This is a genomic window from Arthrobacter sp. Cr_A7, assembly GCF_029222765.1.
Lineage (GTDB): Bacteria > Actinomycetota > Actinomycetes > Actinomycetales > Micrococcaceae > Arthrobacter.
Map to the genome: position 1 here is coordinate 21,477 of NZ_JARHXQ010000045.1, position 12,853 is coordinate 34,329.

The window sequence follows — 12,853 nt, forward strand, 5'->3', positions numbered from 1 at the left end:
GCGGCGGGTATTCCGTTCCGTTCCCGTTGCACCTGAGAGCGGGTTCATGGTCTTAGTGCCTACCCCTTGTGGCCGCTGACGCCTGGGCGTAATGTGCCCATCACAAAGTCCGCCTTTGGAGGCCGCCATGTCCGTGCTGCTACGCCGCGCTATAGCCTTGGCATCGATTTTGTCAGTCGGACTACTCGGGCCCGTCGGCCTCTCGGCGTGCACCACCGCCGAAGCGCCGCCCCCCGCAGCAACTACGGAGGCTCCCACGGTCGCGCCGCTGCCGGAGAGCGGCAACCTAAACGCCGGCAGCTACCTCGTCACCAGCTTCACGGAACCTTTCGAGATCACCGTCCCGGACGGCTGGTTGAGCGATGGCGGTGAGGTCCTGTTCAAGGACGACCCGGATCACCCGGAGAATTTGGGGGTCGCCGTGGTTTTCTGGCCCACCCCTTATGTGCCGACCGACGCCTGCGCGTGGCAAGGCAACCTCGTCGAGGTCGGCCCGTCGGCCGAGGCCTTCGTCGACGCAATGACGGCACAGACGTCAACAGCGAGCACCACTCCGGTCGAGGTCATGGTGGGCGATTACTCCGGCTTCGAGTTCGACCACTCCGTCGAGGGCGACCTGGACATCACCCCCTGTGACCGCGACAAGTTCTGCATCAGCTCAGAATTCTCGAACGAATGCACAAGCTGGTACTCGACCAAGGAGGAACGCCAAACCTTCCGGGTGGTCGACCTGAACGGCCAGCGCGCTGTCATCTGGGTGGTCCAGTTCCACGAATCGATCAATCCGGAGCTTACAAGCGAGGCGCGCGCCGTCTTCGACTCGATCATGTTCAAGTCCGACAAGTGACCGGCTAATGCGATAGGCGATCCCGCCCGCGGGCACCGGCCCCTCCTCTTGTCATTTACAGAAGCCGACTGCACACAACTCCCGCTAAATTCCGGAGTTTGTGCAGACGGGTTGTGATCAGTGACGCGACATCAATTTGTCTCGAAACCTTGGCGTTTCGAGACGTGGAGGTTTCGAGCCAGCGAGTCAGGTGGGGAACCGTTTGCAGCACCGTGCCCTTAGGGAGTCCCCTCCGGCCCAGCCGAGGGCCAACCGCTGCTTCAAAAGGCCCCTGTCATTCCGGCCACCGGATGATTCCCGTATTACCGGCCCGAGAAACTGCCCGGTGAACGTGCGACAAACGGATGCTGACACCGCTCTTAGTTCTGCTGCCTTAGTGTCTTGAAAAGCGATCTCAGAGCACCGCCACTTAGCGGAAAACTCCCACAGACAGGTTGATCCGCAGCCCTGGGCAGCGGGCCAATTAGCATCTGATCGAGAAGACAAGACAAGCCATAAGGGTTTCGGAATGTTGGAACAACAGTTTTGTGTTGGCATATCTGTCGGCGTGGGGTGCGTCTAGCGCCGGCTCGCTTAGTGCAGATAAGGTTGAAGCTCAAGCACCGGGAAACCCTGGACATCATCTGCGGCGCTGTGATCGGTCCGATCACCCAACCCTCCGAGGTCGTCGCCGGCCTGATCCTGGACGGCCAGCTGCGAATCGTCGGGCGCTCAACACCACTGAAAACGAGGGAAAGCCGCGAACTGGCGCGATGGCTTCAGCCCCCAACGGCTGAGCATCCGTGGCCGGCCATTGTGAAAGGCACGGCGCTGGACAGATTCCATCGGGACAAGGAACCCCTGGCGCTGACACTTGTGGAACCCGTGGTTGTGGAGGTTTCCGCCGACACTGCATGGTCCGGGAGGTCCTTCCGCCACCCCATGCGGCTCCTCAGGGCTAGGCCGGAGCTACCCACTGCCGATGTTGTCCTGCCGGACCGGCTTCAGGCGGGTTAGCGATCCGTGCGGATCACAATGAGGTTTTGGCCCTCTTCCAGAAGCGCAGGCAAAGGAGCGTTCATGGTCGCGACTGCGGCAGACATTGGCGCGGTCCCCACTGCCGTGCAGCTTTCATTGATCACGCACGTACCTGCCTTGAATTCTATGGGGAGGCCGGACATTCCTTAGCCAGGGGCGCTCACACAATGGCCGGATGCTACAGTCCGTCCCATCTCAGCCGAAACCCTTCCTGAGCGCCCACCATACTCGGCGGCGAGGACAACCAGATAGCTGCGCTGAATGGTCCAGATTCCGTGGGCTTTGGAGGGTTCCGCCAAGCACCCTTGCAGATGCGTGCCAGCTGCTTTCCGCTTCCGAAGCTTGGTGCGAAAGTACTTGCCCGACTTGACTACGAGCTCCGCCACGTCATCGGCGCTAAGTTCATTCTTCATGCCGGCATCTTGACAGGGGATTCCGCATATCCCCCAACTCAATTTCGCATGTAGACCTATAAAGGGCCCCGATAGCCAGAAAAAACAGAACCACCGCCACTGGTACCGCCGACCCCGAAAAATGACTAGGGGACTGACTTCCCAAAAAGTTCCTTGTATTTCAAAACAGGGATTGTTGAACCCGAATAGGAGGAGGACACTATCTGCCATGAACGCCAGTGCATCTGCGGCTTCCCCTTCGTCAGCCCTGGCCCCGGCTCCGACTGTAGGGACCACCTCTAGTCAATGGCGCGTCGCGCTTTCGCTGTTGGCGGCTGTGGGCGCTGCCGCATGCCTAATAATTATGGGGGAGATTGATCGGCTTATAGCGAGTTCGGTCGGAACAAGCGGACAGAGTAGGCCGTTTTCGACATACATCGGAATTACCGGATTTTCTGCTTCGGACTCTTGGGGGATTTGGGATTCCGTCGCGCGTAACTTTCCGCTCGGAAGCTGGATAACACTGTCTTTAGAAGTCGACTTCGCTTTTATCCTGTGCTATAGCAACCTGCTGTTTCGCATCGCTGGGGGATATTCGCGCGCTTCCAAACTTGCCAAGAGGTCTATATGGGCGCTTATTATTCTAGATATCACCGAAAATATTGTCCTTTTAAGCCTTGCGAATAACAAGTTCTTTGTAATTGGCCCCCCTTGGTGGCCATGGATATTCTGCGGATTAAAGTGGCTCGCTGCAGTGCTTGTACTGCTTGTCCTAGTTCGTAGTAGCAGTACAACTGGCCCCATTGCCACCTTTCTCACACGAGCCGGTCACTCGCTTTATACTCATCGCATTGCCCTTATCGTCGTTGTCATTTTGGGGGCACTTTCGCTACTTCCGCTGGGCAACATTTTTGATCAGCTACCCGATGTGCAGAGACAATGGTTGGACGATCGCGAAGTAGGGATTCTTCATGGATATTCCGCCGTCATCACTGCAGTCCTTCTCGCACTAGGATTCTTTATTCTTGGGCGACTGCGTTCGCTCCTAGAGTGGAACAAGTACGTCCATGATGTTCCACCCACCCAGCCTGCGCGAGTTTGGCTGTGGGCAATTGCAATTGCCGCCGTTTTGTCGGGATTCGTTGTCACTGGGTTAATTACTAAATCCTGGGCAGTGGATGCTCTTTGGTACATTATCTTGCCCGCCATAGTCCTCATTACATTCGCCTTAGAACGTTTCTTCCCGAAGAAAATGCACGAGTACGAGACGGCACGTGATGCAGAGGTTTTGAAAGAACGCGAATGTATCAGTATCGAGAGTAAGCGCGCGCGTTTACGTAACGAGGAGGATAGGTACCGCGTAAGAGCGCAGTTCACGGAAACGACCGGCGACGTGATCTCTGTCCTTGTAATCTGTATCAGCTGTCTTGGACTCGTACGTGCGTTCACAGCGCCCGTCGTGCTGTTCGCCACGGGATATCCCCTGCCAGGGGACCCATTCGGGCCCTGGGCATGGTTTTTGGTCGGACTTATTGGCGCGCTGCTCAGCGCCAGTCCCCTAATGAGGTGGGTCAGCGGCATCCCTGGTGGTGCCTCAGCTGCGGCTTCCAGCGGAAGCCAAGATATAGATCTCGGTGCTTCGGTACAGAGCCCGGATTCCGACTCCATTGATGCTGAGGAACGGTTTCCCGCAGAGCCTAGAAGCACGACCCCCGTTGGCGGAAATGGCACGTTTCAGAATCCTGATTCCGTCGGTGCTGATCACACCGGCGCTGAGGCCTTAACTTCCACCAGCGACGTTGTAGAAGGGTCTGAGACTTCTTCTTCTGAGGCCGGTGGCACGTCCAAGAAGGCGAGGCGTCCAACGCGTGAGACAGCCATCAGCATCGTATGCATCGTGGTGAGTTTCCTAGTTCTAGTTGGAACGGCTGTCTTCCCTTTCCAAGTCGCTGAACGTCTCGGTGCGGCGGCGATGACGATAGTTGCGTTGGGCGCGTGGTCGTTATTCCTTGGCACAATCCAGGTTGCCTTACAGCAGCATCGCCCGCCGTTCATTTTCTATGTTGCACGGTTTCGCGCCGTGCCGTTGTTGACACTTCTATTTGTTGTTCCATTTGTCATCAACCTCGACGGCGGTGTGGCAGCCGTTCATGCAATTCGTAGTTCCGGCGATCCACCAACTCCAGGTACACCAACCCTTGGTACAAAAACTCTCGCGGATAGTTTGATCGATCCGGCTTGGGATTCGTGGGGGCCACCCTCGAAAACCGGCTGCGACAAGAGTCTTGAAATTGAAGCATCCTCTGCAGCCAATCCGGCTGGAGTCCAGCGGCACATAAGGCCGGTAATTCTCGTTGCTGCCCAAGGCGGCGGTATACGAGCCGCCTACTGGACAGGACGCACTATGGAAGCAATTTCCCGAAGTGCCGCCTGTATCTCTGAGTCCGTGTTGCTTGCCAGTGGTGTCAGCGGGAGCTCGGTGGGACTGGTTGTTGCTAGCCTTAGCCGGGGCCCGAACAAAGAGGCCACAACAGAGTCACTCAACCGGCTGTCCGACTCAAAGACCCTCGCAACTGCGATGGCAGGTTATCTCGCCGGGGATGGTATCGCCGCCGTTTCCGGCGTACGTGTTCCGACATTGGAGGACGGAAAGTGGAGCTGGCACGACCGTGCGGCCTTGATAGAAATGGCATGGGAAAGACGCGAAGAGTCCCTTAAAAGCACGTTTTCACCCACGCCTTCTAAGTCGACCGGCGCGCTTGTGCTAAATTCAACGGATTCAGTTTCAGGGTGCCGAGTTATCCTTGCCCAACAAGATTCCTTGGCAGCTCCCCGATCCGAACAAGCAACGAAGAATGAGGCCGGTGAGCCCGGCGATCTTGAGTGTGATGCCGCTGATATGGGAACTGCCGCTGCTATAAGCTTCCAACACCTGACAGGCTCCACCCGTTGTATGGCAAGTCTGCACTGGTCAACGATCGCCATGCTCTCAGCACGTTTTCCATTCGTAACGCCTGCCGGGCGACTCCCGGAAGGTCAAGGGGGCTGTTCATCCCCCTATAAGGCGCAGCTAGTGGACGGTGGTTACGCCGACAACACGGGGCTGGCCACCTTGTTCGATTTGGTCCCTGAGATACGAGAAAGAGTTTTACGAGCAAATTCCAAAGCTGATGGGACTAAGGAAAAGCCATTCGTATTCCCAGTGCTCATGTACGTGGAAAACTCCCTAGGCAGTGACATAGATGAAAAGGGAAAGATGTCCGCGGAATTTCTCATGCCGTTAAGAGACAAAGACGTGAAAGAAAAGCAGGTGGCCGCAGACGCCTGGATCCAGCGCATAGCGACCGGACTGGAAGATGTTTGCCCCTCTGACATCGAGTATTGCGACGACACGCACACCAAGTTTCAGGAAACTATCCCGGCCGGAGTCGTGGTGGTATCACCCGCAACCCGTCCCGCGATTGCGCCTCCCTTGGGATGGACTCTATCGGGACTTAGTCGAGCAAACCTTTGCAAGGCACTTGAAATGGAGATAACAGCAACGGGAACGCCGGCATCATTTGGCCGCTTGGGTAATCTCTTCTCACTGACGGAAGATCCCCCACCCACTAAATGTCCTGGATAAAATCAGTCCCCTCTGGGCGTGCCGCGGCCTCCCTCTCGGTTGTTGGAACCAATTGGTTCAGCTCACCTCCCCTCACATAGGCATAGACGGCTGGCAAGCCCAAGGCTGACGCTTGTGGGGCGACCAATACCTAACCCTCGGGACTGCGTCAGCCCAGACCATGAGCTACGAGACAGGCCACAGCATGGCTGGCTACCGCCATGCGGTTCGAGCAGTTCGTGTCTCATCTATGGATCCTTTTAGCGAGGCCTCAGAGCAGATTCACCGACAATTTCGGTACACCCGAGTTCCAGGTGCTTCTAAGGGGCACTGACTGTCTCAACAACGTGTCTCACCCGAGCTATTCTCAACAAACGAAAACATAGCCTTTGATGAACTCTAGGGAGTTCGTTTGGGGAGTATTGGATACGCCAGGGCCCGCGCCACCGACCAGAACGGGGACCTGCAGCACCCAGCGTTGAAGCGGCAGGGTGCCACCAAATTTCCACCGACAATGGAGTGGGCGATCAAAGGCCAGCCGGCCCGAGCTTTACAAGATGCTCGATCACCTGCGGAACGGTGACGAGGTCGTGATCTGGAAGCTGACCGCCTTTGGACGCAATACCTCCACCTGCTGACCCTCGACGATTTGGAGCGTCCGGGCATCTACTCGCAGCTTCACGGAAGGCATCAGCACAACGGGTTCGATGGGCAGGGCCATACTCACCGTCATTTGACGATGGAATGCCCTTCCGGTACATCAGCACGAACTTCAGGTAGGCCCGACGCACTTCACTCAGTTCACTCCATTGCTTTCCATGCGCAGATAGCGGCACACCCTGGCCCGGCTGGCGCCGATGATCTTCCCGATCTCGTCAAGCGCCAGCCCTTGAGCTTAGGTCGCGAGCACGCTTGACTATCGCAGGCTTCCCGTCTCCCGGCCTCAACGTTGTCTTCGGCGGTCTCGATCATGCCTGCCCTGGTTCGCTCGGCCAGTTGGGAGCGTTCGAGCTGGGCGAAGGCGGACAAGATCGCCGCCCTAGAGGACGTTGCGGAGACCACCTTGCGTTACCAGCACCTACACTTTGCTGCCCGTGCGGAGCCTGGCATCCGGGACGAGCACAAGGCAGCCCTGCCCCTTCCAGCGCGATGAATCCCCAGGGCGGACCTGCGGAATCAAACCGACGTCATCGCCTTCCACGAGTCCAAAGGCACTTGCCCGTCACCCACGGCAAATCCGCGAAGGAGCGGGCAATGGCCCCTGATTGGTGCGCTGACGACGGAGGCCACACAAAGCACCCTTTCCCCCATTTATCGTGAGGCCTGGCGGTCATCCCGGATGAGAACTCCTGCCGGTCAGCGGACCGCTACTCCTTGCTTTTGCTGGTCCCTGTAAGCCGTGAGCACTCCCACGAAGAAGGCATTCCTGTTATCAGCCGTCCAGGTGCGGGCGAGACTGATGATTACCTTCATGTGGTCTTTGCGGAAGCGCAGCGGCCTGGTCTCCGGCTCGACTGAACCCCGCGCAAGCTTGGGTATGGCCGGTGCCCGGCCAAAGATGTCGTTGGCGGGAATCGGGCTGTCAACGGGTGCAAAGATTTGCCCAAACCGATCCTCGCCTGCGGCCCAGCTAATCGCGTTCAGGACGATTCCCGGATACGAGACCCCAGTGTTGTCGTGATGCTCCCCCAGCCACTGGTTCAAGTCTTTGGGAAGGTAGAGAGTAACGTGGCCTGAATGTTCCTCTTCAGCGGGTTCAATCTGCGGAGTGGTCGTGACAGCCACAGCCGATGGGGGCTGGTCCACGGACTGTTCCCGTGCAGCCGCTGCAACGGTATCCCGTGGAGACTCCTGGGCTGGGCTTAGTTCTCTGGCAGGAGTTTCGGATACAGCCGACGCAGGATTCCGTGCGGGAGAAGACTCGGGTACTTCAGGGGCTGGTTCCCGCGTCGTTTCAGGAACCTTCTCGACCAGAGCTGCTTCGGCGGGAGCAGCCGGCACTGGCTGAAGCACGCGCTTCCGCAATCCGCTGAGTGCGCTGAGATCCATCTTTCCCGGGCTGGAGGGCAGGCTCACTTGGCAGCCACCTCAAGGTTCTCGTCGAGCGCTTCCTCCTGAGCCTGGAGCTCGTGAACAATCTGCTCTGTCAACCGCATGTAGTCCTCGGCCAGGTTCCCTGCTGACTGTGCAATACGTGGTTCATCCGAGCTCTTGCCTTTGTTGCGCAGCCGCTCCCAGAACGGTGACTGAGTCGCTGCCCTGGCGGCCAACTCATGCGCTGCGAGACCACGGAAGCTCGCGTCTGCATCAGCTGCAACAACGTCGCGGATACTGCCTTCGAAAACTGGTGCGATGCCGTCCAAGGATTCCTGGAGCAGCGTGCGGGCCTGTTTGTCCACGTTCCTAGCGTTGGTCGGGATGCCAAAGAGAATCACCCCGAGCAGCGCTACGGCGGGATTGTCATTCTGGACACTGAGGATGCGACGGGCCAGGGATTCAAGGCCGCGAATTGATTTTGGCTCAGGCTTCACCGGAGCCAAAATCCAACGTGAGGCCAACATCGCTTCCTCAATCGCGGTCCAACCGGCCTCGGATGGCGGGGTGTCGATCAGAACGATGTCGTAGTTTGGGGCAATCTTGGCCAAGGTGCGCGCTACTCCCCCACGCATCTTGCCTTGACGAGAGGCGTCTCCCTGAAAAGTGTCCATTAACTGTGCTGTGTGATTACCACCAGGCAGCACATCGAGACCTGGTCGCACATCCTTGATTGGCGCCGGGATCTTGTCGTACCGAACGGCAATGTCTAGCGCTTCTCCACGATCGTAACGGTCATCGTTAATGATGCCCAGGTTAGTAGACGTATCGCCCTGGGAGTCCAGATCGACAACGAGCACCTTGTAGCCAGCTTCAGCGAGGAGCGCGGCGAGATTGGTGGTCACGGTCGTCTTGCCGACGCCGCCTTTGCCATTGGAGATGCAGATAGTGCGCCGCGACGCCAGTTGAACGCTGGGCGACAAGATGTGGGAAGTAGTTACCGTGTCCATAATGCACATCCTAGATGTGGCAAGCGCGAAGCAGCGGCACATTGACTGGGGTGTCGTTGCCTAGCAGCAGTGCACTTGTTCCGCAGTAGTTAAACAGTAGCTGTGCACTTGGTCATGAGCTGTTGCACACTAAGTATGCTCTTGTGGTGCTTTCGTTGAGCTTTAGCTCATTAGTTGCCATTCGCTAGGTAAGCCATAACGTCGTAACTACTTTTTCTATAGCACCAAATCGACTGAACAAACCTTTCAGATTTGTATAGGACTGTCGTACCGGTAACTGTGGACTTGTGTAGCACTAGCCATGTAGTAGCTATACAGTAGTTCCTTGTGTGGATCTGCAGTAAGAATGCAGTTGGAATTGTAGTGAAGTACATGTGCAGTAGAACGGCAGCGACCGGCACAGCTGCCACTGCATACGGGGCTTTCAACCGGAGTACCTCCGTGATCGTCGCCAAGCAGCGTTTTATCGAGGCCCACAGTCTGGCTCTTCACACTAAATGAGCGGCTGTTACGCCACAGCTTTACACTACGGACGCACCCATACCAGACCAACTATCAGGCAGGTGCACCCTAATGCTAGAGCTAACAAACAGTAACCATGCAGTAGATGATCACTAGCTATAAAGTTACCCGCAAAAGAAGAACGCGATACTTTTTCTTCTATCGATGATCTATGCGTCTGCCGGGAAGCGAGAGCGCCGGCACCGGACGGCCCGACCGGATCTGTCCCGAGGACCTATCAACGGAAAATACTTTGACCCTCCAATCGAATCCTGCTGAAATCAGGCACCCTCGACTGCTGAGCTGGCAGCCCCACCGACCCGCAATGCGCGTCAGGACCCTGGACTCAACACCTGACGGTGCAGGTGCCTGTCGCCGAGAACTCGAGAACTCAAATTTAAGTACACCAGCGCCCAATAGCGGGGGAGGGGCGGGGGAGTAGTGTAAACGCAGTCGAAACGCATTAGATAGCAGTAGACACGCAGTACAACCGCACTGGCATCCGCAGTTGAGAACCACCAGCTGCCGGGCCCGCTAAACGGGTGGCTGATTCCCGGCCGGAAAACCAGGTGCTGATCTACACAGCCGCACGGAAGCGAGAGCGCCGGGCGCACAATTGGCACCGCCCCCAGACCCGTCCCGGATGAAAGAGAGGAAGTTCCTCGAACTACAACCCACCTGCTAACACAAGCTGACCCTGCAAAGCGCGTCAGGACCCCGGACTCAACACCTGACGGTGCAGGTGCCTGTCGCCGAGAACTCGAGAACTCGAGAACTCAAATTTAAGTACACCAGCGCCCAATAGCGGGGGAGGGGCGGGGGAGTAGTGTAAACGCAGTCGAAACGCATTAGATAGCAGTAGAAACGCAGTACAACCGCACTGGCATCCGCAGTTGAGAACCACCAGCTGCCGGGCCCGCCCAACGGGTGGCTGATTCCCGGCCGGAAAACCAGGTGCTGATCTACACAGCCGCACGGAAGCGAGAGCGCCGGCGCCGGGCGCACAATTGGCAGCGCCCCCAGACCCGTCCCGGATGAAAGAGAGGGAGTCCCTCGAACTACAACCCACCTACGCATGCATCGATCGAGGAGTAAACATCACGACAATGCCTGCAACTCGAGATGCGGCACTGGGTTCGAAGCCCGCGGCCAAAACTCAAACCCGAGCAAGCCTATGACGACAGAATCCCCGTCCAGCAAAGTCCCACACCACACGCGATGCTGCTACGAATAAGCGTCCGTCCATGAGCCCGTGAAAGCCACCGTAGCTGAACAAAAATAACAACGTTCCGAATTGACCTTCCCCTTTGGAAACTTTGGCCTTTTCTAGGACATCCACGAACAGGAAACTGTCACACGGTGTGACGCCCGCAAGCACGGGGCCAGCACCTTCACATCCCGACCCGGGGGTTCTCTCCAAAGAACGTGCGTCAAGAGGTTCTTCGGAACGCCATATCAGAGAGTGACCACTCATCCGGTGGCCCCTCAAACATCTCCCACGGGTAGTCGTCATCTGGAGAGAGGAGCTCGGCGACCGTGTTGACCCTCTTCGACAACCATTCCCGCCAGATGATCCGGTCCGTCCGGTACCGCTGGACCTGTTCAGCCACCACATCCAGAACACCGAAATGTTCGGCAAGCTGCCTCAAAGATGTCGCAGCCACAACTGACCAGGCCCGGCCGGCATCACGGGTGATAAGGTTCCATGCCGCAAGCACTTCGAGGGCTTCATGCACCGCGGACCTGGAAAGCCTAGTCACCTGGACGATCTCTGACGTCGGCATGGCGGGGGAGTGTTCCAGTGCTTCGTAGACGAATGCGGCCGGCAGCCCCAACTCTCGGAACACCGGACGCAGGGCATGGATCTTCCCTTTCTGCCAACTGGCATCCTCGGCCGCTGACCTGACCTCTTCGGGAACGGTAAGCATGTAAAGATCGCCCTTCGTGCCACGGGCCTCTTCCACCAGGGTGACCATTGGATCCTTCTCGGCCCGCAATTCCCTCAGGTGAAGAGCCACTGTGGTATGGTCAAGGCCCGTCGCGACCGCCATGGACCGGACACCGAATTCGATAAAACGGGATCCAGTCATATGCGCTGCCTCCCCTAGGGCTCTTAGCACCATGCGCCGTGCCATCCCCGTCCTGGATTGCTGATAGTTCACCTCCCTGATCCTGAGAGCGCTGCGCCAGGTCCGGATGTGCCGATGCTCTGCATCGGGATTTGAAATTAGATTTGGGCTCTTTATCCTCTTTATCCCTCCCGCCTGTGAAATTGGGTGGCTTGTGGGGGATCTGCGGACGTTGTTATTCCCCTCCGCGGTTGCCTTGTTTTTGCTGAGGTACGTGAGGGCGCTGGTCCAGTCCCGGCGCAGCGACGGAAGCCGGTGCCGGGCCGGGTAGCGGGCGTAAAAGGAAGCGAGTCCGGGCCAGGTTCCCTGGAGCATCCGGCGTTCAACATCCACCAGCTGCAGGCCGGCCGCCGCGGCGGACACGATGACTGCTTGGCGGGCATCCGAGTCGGAGGCGTAGCGGTTGGTGTCGTACATTCCGGTCTGGGCCAGCACCTGCATGGTTCGGGACATGCGTCCGACGGGCTTGTCGATGACGGGTGCGTCGGCGGTCGACGCGGTGAACGTCTCCTCCTGGCGGAGCGCCCGAACAGCCTTGATCTCCGCGGCCAGGTCCTTGGTCATGGCGCCCCAGACTGTCGCGCTGTTGGGTCGGCGGGCGACGTCGTAGGCCATGGACAGGCTCATCGCCAGCTCCTGATGGCCGCCGCGCTTGTGCGGTGAGCCGGGCGTTCGCATGCAGCCGTGGAGAAGGTTCTGGTGCGGGGTCTTGTCCAGGGTCCGGTACCGGGTGCCCAGCGCCTCGACAAGATCACGCGCTTCGGAGAAGGTGACCCGCTGTGCCAGCGGGATGTAGACGTGGCGGCCGCCGTTGGGGGAGTAGTCCTCGATCCACCGCGCGCCAACTGAGTGCAGCCAGGTCTGCACGGCCCGGACGTCGGCCTGGACCCAGTCCTGCCCGGCTACCGAGGAGTCAAAGTCGAGGAAGATCGCCGCGCAGGTGCCGTCCTTGCCGAAGATTCGAACCGCAGCAGGAACAGAAGGAAGCGCTTCGGTGAGGTTCCGTTCATGTCTTTGCGGATAGGTTTTTCCGGAGTCCTTGGAAAGCCGGACCCTGGGCTGACCCGCGAGAACTGGTGCAAGGGCTGCCCACGCTTCGGCTGGCGAGCATGACGAGGAGAGGTTGCGCGACACGCCAGACTCAGATATGGCTGGCGACGCACATGGGTGTCCATGTACGATGAGAACAATCCTTTCGGGGAGAGTTGCTGACAGGCAATGAAAAGGGCCGATCTTGGCGGATCGGTTTTGTTACACAAATGAAGCCCTGCAAAGGACTTCCAAACGATTCGCGGACTGTTCGCCGGCAAGCATCCCAG

The 12,853-nt window shown here is 58.1% G+C and carries 7 protein-coding genes; 4 read left to right on the forward strand and 3 right to left on the reverse strand.

Annotation, left to right across the window (positions count from 1 at the left end):
• Positions 1 to 127 precede the first annotated feature (127 nt).
• The 4 genes from P2Q66_RS02950 (at position 128) to P2Q66_RS02965 (ending at position 6,498) form a co-directional block, all read left to right on the forward strand.
• Positions 128 to 847, forward strand: coding sequence for a hypothetical protein (locus P2Q66_RS02950; RefSeq protein WP_275725439.1), 720 nt, complete (start codon positions 128 to 130; stop codon positions 845 to 847).
• 576 nt (positions 848 to 1,423) lie between these two features.
• The gene (locus P2Q66_RS02955) at positions 1,424 to 1,843 is read left to right on the forward strand and encodes a hypothetical protein (RefSeq protein ID WP_275725441.1); all 420 of its coding nucleotides are present in this window, start codon (positions 1,424 to 1,426) and stop codon (positions 1,841 to 1,843) included.
• A 642-nt stretch (positions 1,844 to 2,485) separates the two neighbouring features.
• Positions 2,486 to 5,881: a hypothetical protein gene (locus P2Q66_RS02960; RefSeq protein ID WP_275725442.1), complete on the forward strand. Its 3,396-nt coding sequence runs from the start codon at positions 2,486 to 2,488 to the stop codon at positions 5,879 to 5,881.
• A 470-nt stretch (positions 5,882 to 6,351) separates the two neighbouring features.
• Entirely contained in the window at positions 6,352 to 6,498 is a 147-nt protein-coding gene (locus P2Q66_RS02965) for a recombinase family protein (RefSeq protein ID WP_275725444.1), read from the forward strand.
• Positions 6,499 to 7,216: 718 nt separating this feature from the next.
• Here the strand turns inward: P2Q66_RS02965 and P2Q66_RS02970 are convergent.
• The 3 genes from P2Q66_RS02970 to P2Q66_RS02980 all read right to left on the reverse strand — a co-directional run bounded on the left by P2Q66_RS02970 (position 7,217) and on the right by P2Q66_RS02980 (position 12,668).
• On the reverse strand, positions 7,217 to 7,666 hold the full coding sequence (locus P2Q66_RS02970) for a hypothetical protein (protein WP_275725445.1): 450 nt from the start codon (positions 7,664 to 7,666) through the stop codon (positions 7,217 to 7,219).
• Positions 7,667 to 7,932: 266 nt separating this feature from the next.
• Positions 7,933 to 8,904, reverse strand: coding sequence for an AAA family ATPase (locus P2Q66_RS02975; RefSeq protein ID WP_275725446.1), 972 nt, complete (start codon positions 8,902 to 8,904; stop codon positions 7,933 to 7,935).
• A 1,931-nt stretch (positions 8,905 to 10,835) separates the two neighbouring features.
• Positions 10,836 to 12,668, reverse strand: a complete 1,833-nt coding sequence (locus P2Q66_RS02980; RefSeq protein WP_275725448.1) for a helix-turn-helix domain-containing protein — start codon at positions 12,666 to 12,668, stop codon at positions 10,836 to 10,838.
• Positions 12,669 to 12,853 lie beyond the last annotated feature (185 nt).